This window comes from Amycolatopsis rubida, from assembly GCF_900115345.1.
In the GTDB taxonomy this organism is placed as follows: domain Bacteria; phylum Actinomycetota; class Actinomycetes; order Mycobacteriales; family Pseudonocardiaceae; genus Amycolatopsis; species Amycolatopsis rubida.
The window spans coordinates 245,303-261,740 of sequence record NZ_FOWC01000005.1; the positions used below are offsets into that span (position 1 = coordinate 245,303).

The 16,438-nt window shown below is 71.0% G+C and carries 10 protein-coding genes and 1 pseudogene; 3 read left to right on the forward strand and 8 right to left on the reverse strand.

Features of this window, described 5'->3' with window-relative positions:
• Window positions 1-20: 20 nt before the first annotated feature.
• Entirely contained in the window at window positions 21-917 is an 897-nt protein-coding gene (locus tag BM362_RS21620) for a LysR family transcriptional regulator (protein ID WP_093574330.1), read from the reverse strand.
• Window positions 918-1,032: 115 nt separating this feature from the next.
• Here BM362_RS21620 and BM362_RS21625 point away from each other — a divergent pair, with 115 nt between their 5' ends.
• Entirely contained in the window at window positions 1,033-2,013 is a 981-nt protein-coding gene (locus BM362_RS21625; protein WP_208865286.1) for a YncE family protein, read from the forward strand.
• Between the two features lie 48 nt (window positions 2,014-2,061).
• Here BM362_RS21625 and BM362_RS21630 read toward each other — a convergent pair whose 3' ends face one another.
• From BM362_RS21630 to BM362_RS21640, 3 genes are all read right to left on the reverse strand, one after another.
• A complete protein-coding gene (locus tag BM362_RS21630) occupies window positions 2,062-6,534 on the reverse strand; it encodes a coiled-coil domain-containing protein (RefSeq protein WP_093574331.1) in 4,473 nt (1,490 codons plus the stop codon).
• A gap of 64 nt (window positions 6,535-6,598) precedes the next feature.
• Window positions 6,599-7,402, reverse strand: coding sequence for a hypothetical protein (locus tag BM362_RS21635; RefSeq protein WP_067579203.1), 804 nt, complete (start codon window positions 7,400-7,402; stop codon window positions 6,599-6,601).
• Complete coding sequence (locus tag BM362_RS21640) at window positions 7,402-8,865, reverse strand: hypothetical protein (protein ID WP_093574332.1); 1,464 nt, start codon at window positions 8,863-8,865, stop codon at window positions 7,402-7,404. Before BM362_RS21640 ends, BM362_RS21635 begins: the two co-directional genes overlap by 1 nt.
• Before the next feature lie 77 nt (window positions 8,866-8,942).
• Between BM362_RS21640 and BM362_RS21645 the strand changes: the two genes are divergently transcribed.
• The gene (locus BM362_RS21645; RefSeq protein ID WP_067579207.1) at window positions 8,943-9,383 is read left to right on the forward strand and encodes a PPOX class F420-dependent oxidoreductase; all 441 of its coding nucleotides are present in this window, start codon (window positions 8,943-8,945) and stop codon (window positions 9,381-9,383) included.
• A gap of 289 nt (window positions 9,384-9,672) precedes the next feature.
• Window positions 9,673-11,718: pseudogene (locus BM362_RS21650) on the forward strand (PQQ-dependent sugar dehydrogenase); the annotation flags it as partial.
• A 51-nt stretch (window positions 11,719-11,769) separates the two neighbouring features.
• Here the strand turns inward: BM362_RS21650 and BM362_RS21655 are convergent.
• The 4 genes from BM362_RS21655 to rapZ form a co-directional block, all read right to left on the reverse strand.
• Window positions 11,770-12,744, reverse strand: coding sequence for an LLM class flavin-dependent oxidoreductase (locus BM362_RS21655; RefSeq protein WP_093574334.1), 975 nt, complete (start codon window positions 12,742-12,744; stop codon window positions 11,770-11,772).
• Between the two features lie 795 nt (window positions 12,745-13,539).
• Entirely contained in the window at window positions 13,540-14,529 is a 990-nt protein-coding gene (gene whiA, locus BM362_RS21660) for a DNA-binding protein WhiA (protein WP_093574335.1), read from the reverse strand.
• Window positions 14,530-14,565: 36 nt separating this feature from the next.
• Window positions 14,566-15,528, reverse strand: coding sequence for a gluconeogenesis factor YvcK family protein (locus BM362_RS21665; RefSeq protein WP_067579216.1), 963 nt, complete (start codon window positions 15,526-15,528; stop codon window positions 14,566-14,568).
• 1 nt (window position 15,529) lies between these two features.
• Window positions 15,530-16,387, reverse strand: coding sequence for an RNase adapter RapZ (gene rapZ, locus BM362_RS21670; protein ID WP_020658140.1), 858 nt, complete (start codon window positions 16,385-16,387; stop codon window positions 15,530-15,532).
• Window positions 16,388-16,438: the final 51 nt, after the last annotated feature.

The window sequence follows — 16,438 nt, forward strand, 5'->3', positions numbered from 1 at the left end:
AGAAAACGCCTCTGCGCTGGTCAGCGGCCAGAACAGGCGAGCATGGCGGTGCGCACGCGGTTCCGGAACCAGCGCTGAGCCGGATCGGCGGCGGTCCGGGGGTGCCAGGCCAGGCCGAGTTCGACGGGCGGCAGGTCGAGCGGGACGGGGAAGGTTCGCAGGTCCAGAGCGGTCAGGAACGGATCCAGCCAGCCTGCGATGCCGATGGTGACCAGGTCGCTTTCGCTCGCCAGGATCAGGGCGCTCGGGTGGCCGGGGACGACCGCGGCGACCCGGCGGCGCAAGCCCAGCTGAGCCAGGGCGGCGTCGATCGGGCCTTGCTGCTTGCCTCGGCGGGAGACGCCGATGTGCTCAGCGGCGGCGAAGCCGGCCGGATCGATCGGCGCGGAGAAGAGCGGATTCCCTTGCCGCGCAATGCCCAGCACGGTCGAGTGCACCAACGGCTCCGTGCGGGTTTCCGGGTCGTGATGACCGGCGGCGCCGATTTCGAGGTCTACCCGGCCGTCGCGCAAAGCCCCGCTGTCCTCCGTGGACTCCGGGACGAAGATGACCTCGACGTGCGGGGCTTCGGCGCGGATGCGGGCGGTCAACGAACCAGCCAGGCCGCTCACCACCAGGTCGGCGGCTTGGACGGTGAAGGTGCGGCGGAGGTCGGAAGGAGTGAAGCCGGGGCCCGGGCCGAGGAGGCGGTCGGCCCGGTGCACCAGTGCGGCGACTTCGTCCTTCAACTCCAGGGCGCGCGGGGTCGGGACCAGGCCTTGACCCGCACGCACCAGCAGCGGGTCGCCGGCGGCGCGGCGCAGTTTGGCGAGGGTGCGGCTCACCGCGGCGGGCGAGCTGCCCAGTCTGGCCGCTGCGCGCGTCACGCTGCCTTCCTGGAGCAGGACGTCCAGCACGCGCAAGAGGTTCAGGTCCATGGCCGCCCCGAAAGGTTTGCGTTCAGCGGAAGAATTCCGTGCCGATTCTTGCATCGACGCGCAATCCGCGGCCGCCCAGAGTGGATCAGGTAGCCGAACGAAAGGAAGAACACCCATGCGAGAAGCGATCCTCGCGGTCGCGGGAGCGAAGGGGCCGGCGGTCGCCTTCTTCGACGTCGGGTCCGGGAAGCATCTCGGCACCGTCGAAGTGCCCGCTCAGCCGCACGACCTCTGCTTCGACCCGGTCCACCGCCTCGTCTGGACCGCGAGCGCGTACCGCCGCGGCGCCTACCACAGCCACGGCGAACGAGCGACCGAGCTGACCGCGATCGATCCGGATTCGCGCGAGGTCCTGGAGGTCGTCGATCTCTCGCCGGATCACGCGCCGCACGGTCTGGCGATCGATCCGGTGCGCGGGCTGCTGTACGCGACCGTCGAGGCCGGTCCGGGAAGCGAGGGCGGCCTGGTGGTCGTCGACACCGCGACGCGGCGGCCGGTCCGGCATCTCGCGGCCGGCGCGCCGGGGCCGCATTGGGTCGCGATCAGCCCGGACGGGCGGCGCGGGTTCGTGACCAACAAGGAAGCGCCGTTCGTGTCCTTTGTGGACCTTGACAGTGGCGAGGTCGAAAAGGTCTCTGTGCCGGGCAGCGAGGGGCTGGCGGTTTCCCGGGACGGCAAGCGGCTCTATGTCGCGGCTCCGTACCTGGAGAACGGAACCGAGCCGGTCCGCGCGGCGCCCGGGATCCGCGTGTTCGACGCGGTCACCGGGTCGCTCGAAACCCTGCTGCCGACGGAACGCCCGGTGCTGCCGATCCATTGCCCGACGTCCGGCGAGGTGCTGGCCGCCGAGCTGGGCGGGCGGTTGCTGGCGTTTTCGGCGACCAGCCACGAACTCCTCTGGTCGAGGGAGCTGCGGACGGAGTTCCCGCTGGCCATCCTGACCGATCCGGACGGCCGGCTCGCGTTCGTGTCCGGGGCGGCGGCGACCGAGGTGGAGGTCATCGATCTTGAGACCCGCACCCTGGTGACCACATTGGACACCGAGGCGGCCGGGGCGGCAGGCGGCCACGGGCTGGCGTACGTGCCCGTCGGCTGACGGGGTCCGGCGCGCGGTGTGCCGTCCGGGCAGACCGCGCGCCAGCCGTCAGGCCGGTTGTTCCTCTTCCGCCGATGCCGAATCCACCGACGGAGAAGAAGCACCGCGGCTGAACATCCGCGTCGCCGAAAGCCGCGCCACCCCGTCCGGATCCCCGAGGTCGTCGAGGGAATTCCGGATCGTCGCGTCCACCGACAGGTACTTCCGCCCGGCCCGCAGGTCCGCGTCGTTGCGCAGCCGCACGATCAGCGGGAATTCCGCCAGCGCGCCCGCGTCGAACAGGCCCGTCGTGTAGATCAGCTGCACGCCCAGCGCCTCCGCCACGGCCCGCTGCAGTTCCAGCAGATACCCGGCGGACGCCCGGCCGATCGGATTGTCCAGGAACAGCACGCCCGAATGCCGGTTCCGTGCCTTCCCCCGGTTGTTGGCCCGGAGCGCGGCGAGCGTGCAGTACAGGATGATCGCCGCGGTCAGCTGCTGGCCGCCGGAGAACACGTCGCGGATTTCCGACACCCGCTGGCGTTCGGTGCGCAGCACGGAGTCCGGCTTGAGCATGTCGACCCGGTACCCCTTGGGCGCGGCGACGTGCACCCCGCGCAGCACCAGCGACAGCCCGTCGCGCTTCACGTCGCGGCCGTCGGCGGTCTTGCCCGCGGCCGCCTCGTCGACGACCTCGCCCAGTTTTTCCGCCAGCACATGGTCTTCCAGCTCGGTGAACCGGATCCGCAGGAATTCCTGGCCGGACCAGTCGCCGAGCCCGTCCGGCAGCCGCGACACCCGCTGCGCCGACCGCAGGGTGCGCAACGCGCCTTCGACCATCCCCTGCAACCGCGTGATGATGCCGCCGCGGTGCCGGTCGATCTGCGCGAGGTCGTCGGCGAGCGTCCGCAGCCGGGGCCGCAGCGCCTCGCCCCATTCCGCCGCGTGCGCGGGAAGCTGGTCTCGCTTCACGGAAATCACCTGCTGCCGCACCGGCGTGCTGAGCTTCTCGAACCGTTTCTCGGTCGCGTACTGCGCCAGCTGGTCCGCCGCCGCGCGCACTCGCCGGTCGCCGGAGTCGGCCGCCGACTGCGCGTCGTTCAGGACGGTGTTGAGCTGGTTGTACCGGGTCCGCGCGGACTCGACATCGCCGTCGTAGGCGTCCGCGGGTTCCTCGGAACGCAAGTGCGCCAACGATTCCGACAGCAGCCCGAATCCCGAAGCCGAAGCCTTGCCCGCCTCCAGCGTCGCTTCCGCTGCCGCCCGGCGTTCCTGCAGCTCTTCCCACTTGCGGGCCGCCGTGGACACTTCCAGCGAAGCCGCGTCGATCAGTTCAAGGCCGTGTTCGATGTCGCGCGGTCGCTCGGCCGGAGGAGCGACGCCGGTCTGCAACGGCAGCACGTCCAGCTCGGCTCGACGCGTCGACACCTGCCCGATCGCCTCGGTGCGTTCTTCCTCCAGCGCGTCGACGGCTCGCCGCGCCCGCGCCAATGCCGCCGCCCGCGTGGAAGCGTCCGAACCGTCCGGCGTCTCAAGCAACGCCGCTGCGCGCGCCCGGACCTCTTCGTCCAGCGACTCCAACGCCGACGAAGCTGCCGCCTCGGCGGATTCCGCCTGCTCCAGCTCGGCCCGGAGATCGCTGCCGACCTCGACCTTCGCGTACGACTCGGAAGCCGACACGAAGGTGCGCCGCAATGCGTCCACCGGTTCCGAAGGCGCTTCGACGTCCTCCGGCAGCTCGGCCGCGCCCGGCACCTCGGCCAGCTCCGACCGTGCGGTGGTGACCGTGCGACGGTGTCCGTCAGCAGTCCGCTGCTCCTCCGCCGACTGCTCGCGCAACCGCGCTGCCCGGGACGACGCTTCGGCCGCCGAGGTCTCCGCGCGTTCCGCGATTTCCGTCGCCCGCTCGACTTCTTCGGTCCACTCCGCGACGCGCGCGGCCCTAGTGGACAGCTCGCCGAGCCGACGCGCCTTCTCCTCGGCTTCCGCTGAAGCGGTGCGCAACGCGGGAACTCGCTCCCGCAGGGCGGTGATTTTTTCGCTCAACCGGGCGAATTCCGCCTCGGCCTGCGCGAGCGCGGCCTGCGCGGTCTCCCGTGCGACGCGCGCGCTTTCGGCCTGCTCAGCGAGCGTCCCGATGGCACCGGCCGGATAGTCCTCGCGCCAGGTGGTGAGCTTCCAGGTCAACGCGCCGTCGGCCGCCAGCGACTCCGACAGCTGTTCCAGCCGACGCTGCCGTTCAGCGTGCCGCTGCGCCACGGCTTCCCGCTCGGTGTCGGCGGCTTCCTCGTCGTACATCGCCGGGTTCGGCGGCACGAGGAACTCGACGCCCGCCGCGGCCGGACCGTCCTGGTGGAACGCATCCGTGGTTCCGACCGCGATCACCGCGCTCGGCAACAGCCGGGAAGCCGCCAGCACTTCGCGTGCCCGCTTCACCTGCGCCGCGTCGTTCAGCAGCACGCCAGCGACGAGCTGCGGCATCCGCTCCAGCACTTCGCCGCGCCGCACCGAGTCCAGTTTGGACAGATAACGCCATCCCGACCACGCGGTGATCCCGGCCTGCTCCAACGCGTCCAGCGCGGCCTGGACATCCTCCGGCGGCGGCAGCAGTCCGCCCGACCCGAGTGCGGCCAGCGCCCGTTCGTCGGCCGACTCCTCCATCCGCAGCGCGGTCTGTTCCTTCTCCACCGTCGCGCTCGCGTCCCGCAAACGCTGCAGCAGCACCGGAAGATCGCTCTCCGGCTTGACGTCGTCCGCGCCGAGCAGCTCCATCAACCGCGGTTCGGCGGCCAGCGCGTCGGTCCGCCGGTGCGCGCGTTCGAGGTCTTCGGCTGCCCGGACGAGACGGTCCTGAGTGGACCCGGCTAGCTGGTGCGCCTCGTTCACCGAACGCTGCGCCGCTTGCAGATCCTCGCCGACCCGGTCGAGTTCCTGTTCCCGGCGAACGGATTCCGCCGCCGTGGCCTCGGCTTCCGCCCGCGCGGACCGGGCCGCTTCCGCGACATCCGCCCCGGAGGTCAGCAGCCCGCTCCGGACGGATTCAGAGATTTCCTCGCGCAGCTCGGCAATCCGCGACGACAGTCCGCGCGCCTCAGCCCGGCGGCCAGCCGCCAGGTTCGCCGCCTCGTCCCGCTCGGTCTGCGCCTTCTCCGCTTCGGCGCGCAACGCGTCCGCGTGCGCCTCGGCTTTGTCCGCCTGGCGCTGCGCATCCCGCGCCAGCGAAAGCAAACCGCGCCCCAACGCGACCGCCGCCGCGTCCCGCGCGGCCAACGCCGGCTTCGCCTTCTCCTCGCGGTTTCCGACCAGCTCGCGCAGGTCTTTCGCCTTGCGCGCAGCGTTCAGCCGGTTCAGCACGGTCGCGGTTTCGCGCCACGATTCCGCTTGCGTCTTCGCCTCGGCCAGCTCGCCGTCGACGCGCTCGCGTTCGATCTGCGCTTCTTCCAGCCGCAGCACCGCGACCAGCCGGCGCAGCTCGGTGACGCCCGCGGTCAGCCGCCGATGGTCGCCCTCGGCGAGCTTTTCCGCGCTCCGCACTTCCTCGACGTGCTCGTCCAGCCCCGACAGCCGCGCGTTCTCCAGCTCGTTGCGCGCGTGGATGCGCCCGGCCAGCTCGCCGAGATCCTCGCGTGCCGATTCGGCGATCCGGCGCGACGCCGCGGCCACGCCTTCCTCCTCGGCCAGCGGACCGAGCAGTTCCAGCGCGCCCTCGACGAATTCCTTCTCCGCCATCAGATCGCCGCGCTGCGCGAGGTTGTTCGCGTACGTGGACACGACCTCGGCGAGGTCCTTCGGCTCGTCCTCCGACAGCACCGCGCGCAGCAGGAACTCCACGAACGCCTCGTCGGTGGAGAACTGGAACGCGTCGGCCGCCTCGCCCTCGCCCGCGTTCATCGCGCGCTGGTAGCGGAACAGCTCGGTGTCGAGGCCGAGCTGGTCGAGCCGCCCGGTCCACTCGTGGTGCCGGCGCGTCCAGAACAGCTCCAGCTCCGGTTCGGCCATCGCCGCGCCCGCGATCCGGTCGTGGAACCCGGACATGGTGAGCAGCCTGCCGTCCTCGGTCAGCGGCAGCGAATCGAGGGCGACGTCGGCGGTCGGGCGGAAACAGTACCAGGAGTCGACCAGGTTCTCCGAGTCCGCGGACGTCACGTGCCCGCGCCACTCCGACACCTTGCCGGTGATCACCCGCTGGCCGGTCTCGACGTGCAGCCACTCCAGCACCACGTGCGCGACGTCCTTGGCCGTCACGAACTTCTCCAGCACCTTCGTGCTCGTGGTGCCGACGACCTGGCGCCGCCCGGGCAGCATCACCGAGAAGATCAGCTTGATCAGCACGGACTTGCCGCCGCCGTTCTCCAGGAACAGCACACTCGCCGGCGACGGGCGGCGCACCGGGCCGCCGGCGTGGATGCCCGCGGAGAACAGCGCGTCCTGCTTCGGCGCGGTGATCGTGGCCCCGACGCCGCTGAAGTCCAGCACCACGTCCTGGTACCGGGCGCCCGCCGGGCCCACCGAATGCAGGCGGACCCGCGAAAGCTCGTACATCCGTTTCCCCTCTACCGAGCCTGATCCACGGCGGACCGCGCCATCCGGTCCGAGCAGCTCGCCCTCACGACAGCGTGTCCGAGGCGGCCGCGCGCAGCGTGCCCCCGGCGCCGGCGACCGCAACCACATCGAGCGCGAGCAGATCGTCGAACGCGGCGTCCGCGGCCAGCTCGCGCACCTGGATCTGATACCGCGGCGTCGTCCGGTAAGTGCCGCCCTGCTCGTCGCTCACCGGCACCAAAAAACCTTGGTCGGCAAGGAATCGCAGCGCCCGCGACACCATGCCGCGCGTGGTGTCGGCCGCCATCCGGCCGTCCTTCGTCGCCGCAGCCGCCGGGCGACGGGCATACGCGCGCCACGCCTGCTCCAGCTCTGGCGCGTCCGCCAGCGGGTCGTTGTTCGCCTCCGCCAGCTGCGCCCGCTCGTCGAGCACGCGCGCCGCCTCGCGGACCATCGCGTCGACCTGCTCGACGCTCACCCGGCCGATGTAAGTGTCATTGGCCAGGTCGTCCGGCCGCGGGTAGCCGAGCGCGGCCGTCGCGAGGTGAATCAGGCCGTGCAGCACCTTTTCCGTTTCGCGCCGCTCGCGGATCTTGGCCTGCCGGGCGTAGCTGTCCATCTTGATCTCGAAGACGGACTCGTCGGTGGCCGCCAGCACGCACCCGGCCTGCTGCGTCACCTCCAGGACCATCAGCCCGAGCCCGGACGCGACCGCGTGGGTGAGCGCCTTGAACGCGTTGTCCTCGCCGTAACGGCGCACCAGCTCGCCGTACACGACGTCGCGCGCGGGCAGCTGCTTCGGGCGCATCCCGAACGCGACGAGGCGCGCGGCGGCCTCGGCGTCGACGCTCGTGTGCGTCACGGGCATCAGGCGACCTCCTCGGTCTCGTCGTCAGCTCGTTCGACCTCAGCGGTGGACAGCAGCAGATCGGCCCCGCCGAAGTCCGGGTCGTCGAGCAGGGTGCCGTCGTCGACGGCGAGCAGCACGTGGCGTTCCCCCTGCCGGCGCGCCGCGCCGACCTCGGGACTGTAAGCGTGCAGCGCACGCAGCGCGACCAGGGACGCCAGGTTCGGCTGCCCGGAGCGGCGCGCGTCCTCCAATAGCCCGGACAGCCGGCGCGGCACGTCGGGCAGGTCGAGCAGTTCGTCGGCGAGCCGCCACACGTCGTCCCCGAACCGGTCGGTCACCTCGGCGGGCACCAGCTCCGGTTCCGGCACCTCGCCGACCAGCTGGTCGCGTTCCGGGGCGGGCCGCAGCAGCAGCGACACCAGCGAGGACAACGACGGCACGACCGGCGTCGTGATTCCCGCGACGGCGTGGAAGAAGTGCTCGGCGGGCGCGGTGGCGTCGGCGAGCGGCAGGCCGAGCGTCGGCATCAGGAGCTGGCCGAACAGGTCGATCGTGGCCCGCTGCGGCGGTCCGGAGAACTGCTGGCGGTCCTGTTCGGCGCGGAAGACCGCCCCGGCGTCGGCCAGCCGCGACTGGAGCCGGGTGTGCCGCCGGATGCAGTCGGCGACGATGTCGACCAGCTCGGCCGCGCGGCGCTTGTGGTCGGCATCCTCGGACTCGTCGCGCGCGGTGGTGATGTTCTTCAGGATCGCGTTCTCGGCGCGGAACCGGGACTCGATGTGCCCGAGCGCCGACTCGATCAGCTCCGGCACCTCGCTCTCCCAGTCGACCGCACGCACGTCGCGGCGGGTCGCGTCGAGCTTCGCGCGCAGCGTCTCGCCGTACTGCACGGTGCGGTAGCGCGCCTGTTCCGCGGCGAGCTTCGCGTCGGCGAGGCGGCCGCGGTTGATCAGGTTCTCCAGCTTCACCTCGGCGGCGATCTGCGCCGACTCGACGTCCGTGTCCAGCGCGCCGACCAGCACGTTGATCGCCTCGTCGGTGGCGCGCAGGTACACCTCGCCGTCGGGAGCGGCCAGCTCGACCAGGAGTTTGAAGTCGAACTGACGGCGCTGGTAGCCGCCGGGGCCGAGCGAGCCGTACACGCGCCGGAAGCCGCGGTCGGTGGTGCCGACGTTGATCAGGTTGTCCAGCACCCATTTGGCGACGCGCACGTGCTCGTCCGGCATCCGTGAGGGCGCCTGCAGCGAGATGAACGGCAGCAGCCGGTCGATGACCTGGTCGTGGCCCGCCCCGGTGTCGAAGTCCATCGCGATGGTGACCTGGTCGATCGTGTGCAGCGCGATCTCGGCCATCTGGTACACCGTGGCGTCGGCCCAGTCGAGCTTCGCCTTGCGCGCGTCGAGGTCGTGCAACGGCGCGGTGCAGGCGAGCGCCTTCAGCCGACGGGTCAACCCCTCGTCGGCGAGCCCGGCCGCACCCATCTCGTCGTATCGCACAGCAGGTCAGGCTAGTCGGCCTGCCCGGGCGCCCGCACACGCGGACGGCTAGCGTGGGCGGCATGCGGGAGATGAGCAGGGCGGAGTGGTGGAAGTTCGCGAGCGAGGGCACGCGGACCGGGATGCTGGGGATCGTGCGGGCCAGCGGAGCCCCGGTCGTCACGCCGGTGTGGTTCCTGCTGAACGAGGGGCCCGGCGGCGACGAACTGATCTTCACCACCGGCACGGACACGCTCAAAGGCAAGGCCCTGCGCCGCGACGCGCGAATCTCGCTCGCCGTGGACGACCAGCGGCCGCCGTTCTCGTACGTCCAGTTCACCGCCGAGGCGGAGCTGCACCACGACCTCGGCGAAATGCTGGAGTGGGCGACCCGGCTCGGCACGCGGTACATGGGCGAGGAGAACGGCCCGGCCTACGGCGAGCGCAACGCCGTTCCCGAAGAATCCCTCGTCCGGGCGAGGATCACGAAGGTGATCGCGCGGGCGGACATCGCCGGCTTCTGACCCGCCGGTTCTTCCGGCGCGCGCTCCGCGGCTGTGCCGGGCTGTGCCGGGCTGTGCCGGGCTGTGCCGGGCTGTGCCGGGCTGTGCCGGGCTGTGCCGGGCTGTGCCGGGCTGTGCCGGGCTGTGCCGGGCTGCGGAGCGTAATGCCGCGATCGCACTATTGACACCGCACCTGCCGAGGGTGTGTGATCTGTCCCAATAAATAGGAAACTTTCCTAACGAAGACGTTCCTCCCGCCGCCGCCCCGATCCCCCTCAAGCAGGAGGCCCCCGTGGCACGACGCTCGACGTTGAGCGCGCTGTTCGCCGGCACCGCGCTCGGCTGCGCACTGCTGACCCCCGTGACCGCGACCGCGGCGACCGGGGATTACGAGTCCGAGGACGCGACGCTGTCGGCGGCCAAGATCGCCACGAACCACTCCGGCTACTCCGGCAAGGGATTCGTGGACTTCGGCAACCTCGTCGGCAGCTACGCCGACTACTCGGTCAACGCGGCCCAGGCCGGCACGCACACGCTGACTTTCCGCTATGCCAACGGAACCGCCGACGACCGGCCGATGAAGCTCGTGGTCGACGGCGGCGACAAGGGCACGGTTTCCTTCCCTGGCACCGGTTCCTGGACGACGTGGAAGACCGTCACTGCGACCGTGCAGCTCACCGCGGGCATCAACCACGTGCGCACCGTGTCGGCGTCCGCGAACGGCGGGCCCAACACCGACAAGCTCACCGACAGCTTCTCCGCCCCGTCCGACACCGAGCCGCCGACGCCGCCGAAGAACTTCCAGGCGTCGAACATCCGGCCCACCGCGGCCGATTTCCGCTGGGAAGCGGCGACGGACAACGTCGGCGTCACGCGGTACGAGATCAACCGAGGCGGCAACACGCTGAAGGTCGTGGACGGCAAGACCACCTCGGCGACCGTCGACCAGCTGACGCCGAACACGTCGTACGACATCTCGGTGATCGCCTACGACGCGGCGGGAAACCCGTCCCAGCCGAGCAACGTCGTCGGTGTGAAGACCCCGCCCAGCGACGACAAAACCCCGCCGAGCGTGCCCGGTTCGCTCAAGGCGACCGGCAGCACCTCGGACAGTATTTCGCTGTCCTGGAAGCCTTCCACCGACGACAGCGGCTCGATCGCGGGCTACGACGTGTACCAGGGCGGCACCGTCGTCTCGACCACGTCGCAGACTTCGGCGACAGTCACCGACCTCAAGCCGAACACGTCCTACACGTTCACCGTGAAGGCGCGTGACCCCAACGGAAACGCCTCCGCGGCGAGCAACTCGGTCACCGCGAAGACCGCCAGCGACAGCGGTACCGGCGGCGGAATCCCGTCGTACGACAAGGACATCGCGAAGGTCGACCTCGGCTGGGCGGTCGGATTCCTGCCGAACGGCAACGCCCTGGCAACCGAGCGAGACCGGTTCGAACTGCTGCAGATCACCCCGGACGGCAAGAAGAAAACACTCGGCAAGATCCCCGGCGTAGTCACCACGAACGGCGAGGGCGGGCTGCTCGGGCTGGCGATTTCGCCGCGGTGGAACACCGACCACGCGGTGTACCTGTACCACACGTCGTCCAGCGACAACCGGGTCGTGAAGGTCACCTACGACGGCACCACGCTGTCGAAGACCACCACGCCGGTGCTGACCGGCATGTCGAAGAACCAGTACCACAACGGCGGCCGGATCGCGTTCGGCCCGGACGGGAAGCTGTACGCCACCGTCGGCGACGCGAAGGTCAAGGCCAACGCGCAGAACAAGAGCTCGCTCAACGGCAAGATCCTGCGGCTCAACCCGGACGGTTCCGCGCCGAGCGACAACCCGTTCTACGCCACCGGCGGCAACGCGCGCTACGTCTGGAGCTACGGGCACCGCAACCCGCAGGGGCTCGCCTGGGATTCGCACGGGCGGCTGTGGTCGTCGGAGTTCGGCGAAAGCAGCCAGGACGAGCTGAACCTGATCCAGAAGGGCGGCAACTACGGCTGGTCGGCCTGCGAGGGCACGATCGGCGACTGCAAGGGGACGATCGCGCCGAAGAAGACGTGGCCGACCTCGCAGGCCGGGCCGTCGGGCATCGAAATCGTGAACGACTGGATCTACGTCGCGGCGGTGACCGGCAAGCAGTTGTTCGCGACGCAGATCAAGGGCGACAGCATCGGCACCGTGTCAGCGGTGTTCTCCGGCCGCTGGGGCCGGCTGCGCTCGGTGACCAAGACGCCGGACGGGCACCTCTGGGTGACCTCGACGAACAACGACAAGCTCGGCGGCACGCCGGACACCATCGACAACGTGGTGGTGCAGCTCAAGTTCCCCGGCGCGGCGCTCGCCGGATAAAGCCGCGGCGGGGGTGACCGGAGCGGCGCCGGTCACCCCTGCCGCACCTTATTCTTTCACCAGTTCGTAGCAGCGGATGCGCGCCTTCGCGTCGAAGACGGGGACCGTGATCATGATTTCGTCCGCGCCGGTTTGCTTCGCCAACTCCGCGAGCCGCGCTTGGACCTGCTCCCGCTCCCCGTATGCCTGCGCCGCGCGGAAGTGTTCGAGCTGCGGTGCCATCTCCGGCGCGAACTCGTACCCGGCTGCCTCTTCCGGCGTGAGCATCGGCTGGTCTCCCCCGCTGCCGGTGAGCAGGTGGGATTTGAGGACGTTCATCGGGCCGGACAGATACTCGGCCTCAGCCTCGGTGTCCGCGCAGATCGTCTCGACGCACAACAGCACGTACGGCGTGGAACGCCACTTCGACGGCTGGAACTTCTCCCGGTAACGCTCCAGCGAGGGCGCGGTGTTGTCCGGCCGGATGTGATGCGCGAACGCGATCGGCAACCCGCGCTCGGCCGCCACCTCCGCGCCCGCCGGGCTGGAACTGAGCAGCCACGGCTCCGGCACGGTCACTCCGCCCGGGAGCACCTTGTCACTGCCGAGATACTTCAGAAGCTCGTCGACGTCCGCGTGATAGTCGGCTTCCTGGGCCGGCTCGGCTCCGCGGCGCAACGCCCGGATGATGTCCGGATCGAGCGCGCCAGGCCCGCGGCCCACGCCGAGATCGACCCGGCCGCCGTTGAGCGCGGACAAGGTGCCGAACTGCTCAGCCAACGCGAACGGCGCGTGATTCGGCGCGAGAACCCCGCCGGACCCGACCCGGATCCGGGACGTCACCGCGCCCGCGTGCGCCGCGAGCACCTGCGGGGAGGCACTGGCGATGGCCGGGGAACCGTGATGCTCGGCAAACCAGAGCCTGCGGTAGCCGAGTTCGTCGACCCTGCGCGCGACCGCGGAGAGCGGTTCGAGCGCCGCGGTGGCCGACTGCCCGGCCTCGACCAGCGCGAGTTCAAGTGCGGAGAGCGGCAGATCGATCATGCCCCCTACGGTAGCGAACGCGGCGGTGTGGCGGGGGTGATTTGTCCACTGTGGACGAAGTCTTTGACGGCGAGGCCCGGAGCCGGGAGCGGGTCGGTTGGCGGGGTGCGGACACAGCGCGGCGCGGCGCGGAAAACGCAGTGCGGAGCGGTGGGTACTGCGGAAGACGCAGCGGAACGTTCGCGGAGCAAGGGATGACACAGGGCTTGGCCAGTGCGACGGGGTTCTTCGGCAGGCGCACCCTCGTGAGACTCCCGCCACCGCTGAACGCGACTCCTCGCCCAGCCTCGCAGTTGGCGTCTCGGCGGGCGCTTCTCCCGCTCAGCCGCCGCAGCTGGTCCCGGCGGACCGGTGAGCTGCAGCGCTCCGCCTGGCAACCTGAATCGTCGTGAGTGTGCATACCGGTTAGAACCGGCACGAACACTCACGAGACTCCCGCCACCGCTCGGCCATGCCCCTGCGAGACCGCTGGCCCAGCGGCCGACTGGCAATCCACCGCGAAGGCATGAGGCAGGCCGCCCTTCCCCGCGCAGGCCGCCCTTCCCCGCGCAGGCCGCCCTTCCCACGCAAGCCGCCCCTTCCCGCGCAAGCCGCCCCTTCCCGCGCAAGCCGCCCCTTCCCGCGCAAGCCGCCCCTTCCCGCGCAAGCCGCCCCTTCTCGCGCAGGTCGCCGCGACCGGGCGAAGCGGGCTGCCCGCTGAGGACGCCGCAGACCGGGACAGGCCGGCCGCCTCTCCCGCACATCACCGCGGCGGGGCTCAGCAATACCCTGGCCAGAACCCCGCCGACAGCCGCGTCAGGCTTCTTCTTCCAGCATTTCCGGGGTGACCGCCGATTCGGTGTCCGGGATGCTCAGCTCCTTCGCCCGCTTGTCCGCCATCGCGAGCAAACGCCGGATCCGCCCGGCCACTGCGTCTTTCGTCATCTGCGGGTCGGACAGCTGGCCCAGTTCCTCAAGCGACGCCTGGCGGTTCGACAAGCGCAGGCGGCCGGCGGCGAGCAGGTGGTCCGGGGCGGTGTCGCCCAGGATCTCCAAGGCGCGTTCCACCCGGGCGGCGGCGGCGACGGCGGCGCGGGCCGAGCGGCGCAGGTTCGCGTCGTCGAAGTTGGCGAGGCGGTTGGCGGTCGCCCGCACTTCGCGGCGCATCCGGCGTTCTTCCCACTGCAGCACGCTCGTGTGCGCGCCCAGACGGGTCAGCAGGGCACCGATGGCGTCACCGTCTCGGACTACGACCCGGTCCGCGCCCCGTACCTCCCGGGACTTCGCCTGGATGCCCATCCGCCGGGCCGCGCCGACCAGGGCCAAGGCCGCTTCCGGGCCGGGGCAGGTCACTTCCAGGGAGGACGAGCGGCCCGGTTCGGTCAGCGAGCCGTGGGCCAGGAAGGCGCCGCGCCAGGCTGCTTCGGCGTCGGCCACTCCGCCGGACACCACGGCGGCGGGCAGGCCTCGCACGGGGCGGCCGCGCTGGTCGATCAAGCCAGTCTGGCGCGCCAGGCCTTCGCCGTCCTTCACCACGCGCACGACGTACCGCGTCCCCTTGCGCAGGCCGCCGCTCGCGGTGATCACGTGCACGTCCGAATGATGTCCGTACAGCTCGTGGATCTCCTTGCGCAGCCGCCGCGCGACCGATCCCGTGTCCAGCTCCGCTTCGACCACCACCCGGCCGGCCACGATGTGCAGCCCGCCCGCGAAGCGAAGCAGCGACGCGACCTCCGCCCGGCGCGGCCCGATCTTCGTGATCTCGAGCCGGCTCAGTTCGTCTTTCACCGCGGCGGTCATCGCCATGTACTGCCCCTCCTGCCTTTCGCTGCGCGCCCGCCGTCACCCACAGTGCTCCCCGCCGAGGCCGAGTGCCTCTCGCATGCACTGGGCGAGCGCACCAGGATCATGCCGTCCCGCCACGACCGGGTCGGCCACCGCCCCCAGGCAGGCCCTGGCTCCGAGGCGTTCGGCCGCGCGGCGCAGGCTTGCCGGGTCAGGGACGGAATCACGGTCCGCGACGACGGCGTCGACCCGCAGCGCGGGCGCGTGCTCGAAGAGTACGTCCAGATGCCGCTCCGGGGAGAATCCGCCGGTTTCCCCCGGTTGGGGGACAAGATTCAGCACGACGACCTTCGTCGCCGTCGTGCGCACGAGCGCGTCGTGCAGATCCGGGACCAGCACGTGCGGCAGCACGCTGGTGAACCACGAGCCGGGGCCGAGGAACACGACGTCCGCCTCCAGCACCGCCTCGATCGCCTCCGCGCAGCCGCGCGGCGGGCGTTCCTGGCGTCCGGCCGGGTGCAGCGTGATGCGGTGCACCTGGCCGGGCGTGCTGGCGACCGCGACCTGGCCGCGGATGCGCCGGATCGCGTCCGGGTCCTCGCTGTCCAGGCCGCTGACCTCGCCCTCGATCTCCAGCGGCTCCGGCGACATCGGCAGCACCCGGCCGGAGATGCCCATCAGCCCGCTCGCCTCGTCGAGCGCGGCCACCGGGTCGCCGAGCACCTCGAACAGCCCGGCGAGCAGCAGGTTGCCGACCGCGTGCCCGGCGAGCGCGCCGTCGCCGCCGAAACGGTGCTGGAACACCTCCGCCCACAGCCGCCCGCCGTCCTCGGCGGCGAAGGCGGCGAAGGCCTGGCGCAGGTCGCCCGGCGGCAGCAGCCCCAATTCGCGGCGCAGCCTGCCGGACGACCCGCCGTCGTCGGCCACCGTCACCACCGCCGTGACGGCGCGGGTGATCCGCCGGAGCGCGGTCAGCGTCGCATGAAGCCCGTGTCCTCCGCCCAGCGCCACCGCGCGCACGTCACTCCCGGCCAAGATCCCGGTGCACCACCTTTACTGCCATGCCGTCCTCATTGGACAGTCGCTGGGCGAGTTCCTCGGAGATCGCGACGCTGCGGTGCTTGCCGCCGGTGCAGCCGACCGCGAGCGTCAGGTACCGCTTGCCCTCGCGCTTGTAGCCCGCGCCGATGAGCCGCAGCAGCTGGTGGTAGCGGTCGAGGAATTCCTCGGCGCCTTCCTGCGACAGCACGTAATTGCGCACCTCGCCGTCGAGGCCGGTGTGCTCGCGCAGCTCCGGGATCCAGAACGGGTTCGGCAGGAACCGCACGTCCATCACCAGGTCGGCGTCCATCGGCAAACCGTACTTGTAGCCGAAGGACAGCACGGTGACACGGGTCTGCGTGCTGGCCTCGGAACCGAACGCGTCCTCGATCTTCGCGCGCAGGTCGTGCACCGACAGCGCGGACGTGTCGAGCACCAGGTCGGCCTCCTCGCGCAGCGGCGAAAGCAGCTTGCGCTCGGCGGTGATGCCGTCGGCGAGCCTGCCGTCGCCCTGCATCGGGTGGCCGCGGCGGACCGATTCGAAGCGGCGCACCAGCACCGCGTCGGTAGCCTCCAGGAACAGCACGCGCGGCTTGTACCCGCGCGCGTCCAGGTCCTTGATGACCGAGGCCAGGTCGTCGGTGAACGCGCGGGAACGCACGTCCATCACCACCGCCACCTTCGTGATCGCCCCCCGCGCCTGCGCGCCGAGCTCGACCATGGTGGCGATCAGCTCCGGCGGCAGGTTGTCGACCACGAACCAGCCGAGGTCCTCCAGGCATTTGGCCGCCGTGGAGCGGCCCGCGCCGGACAGGCCGGACACGACCGCGACCTCCATCCCGCTGCCCCGTTTTTCCTCTTCCGCACTCACGTCTGCGCTTCCTTCCCG